Origin of the sequence: Aquiflexum lacus (assembly GCF_015476655.1) — a bacterium.
Taxonomy (GTDB): Bacteria; Bacteroidota; Bacteroidia; order Cytophagales; family Cyclobacteriaceae; genus Aquiflexum; species Aquiflexum lacus.
On the sequence record NZ_JABFHF010000097.1, the window covers coordinates 1 to 376 of the forward strand.

Below are 376 nucleotides of genomic sequence, written 5' to 3' on the forward strand. Positions count from 1 at the left end.
GCGGCAAAGTACTGGCCGAAAACCAGCATATCAGAGACATGACCATCATGACCAGAGTCAGGGCATATCTGGAAAAACACTGTGAACGGGAGAGACTTCAGGAAGTGCTTATCGGCCATTGGAAGCGTGATGTCAACAACAGCCATGTATTGCTCATGGATGCTACGTGTTATGAGTCATTCATACGGTTTCCGACTGATGTCAAACTGCTGTGGGAAAGCTGTGAGTGGGTTTTTGAAAAACAGCTGTTCAGACTCTGTTCCCATCTGGGGGTCAAAAGACCAAGATCTAAATTCAGGGAGCAGAGAATTGCCCAGATGGCTTATTCCAGAAAAAGGAAAAACAGTTTCAGGGAAACGCTCAGAAGAAGAAAAGC

Annotated in this window: 1 pseudogene; it reads left to right on the forward strand. The window is 46.0% G+C overall.

Going from position 1 to position 376, the window contains the following annotated elements:
* Positions 1–376 (forward strand): annotated as a pseudogene (locus HMJ38_RS25195) (transposase); the annotation flags it as partial.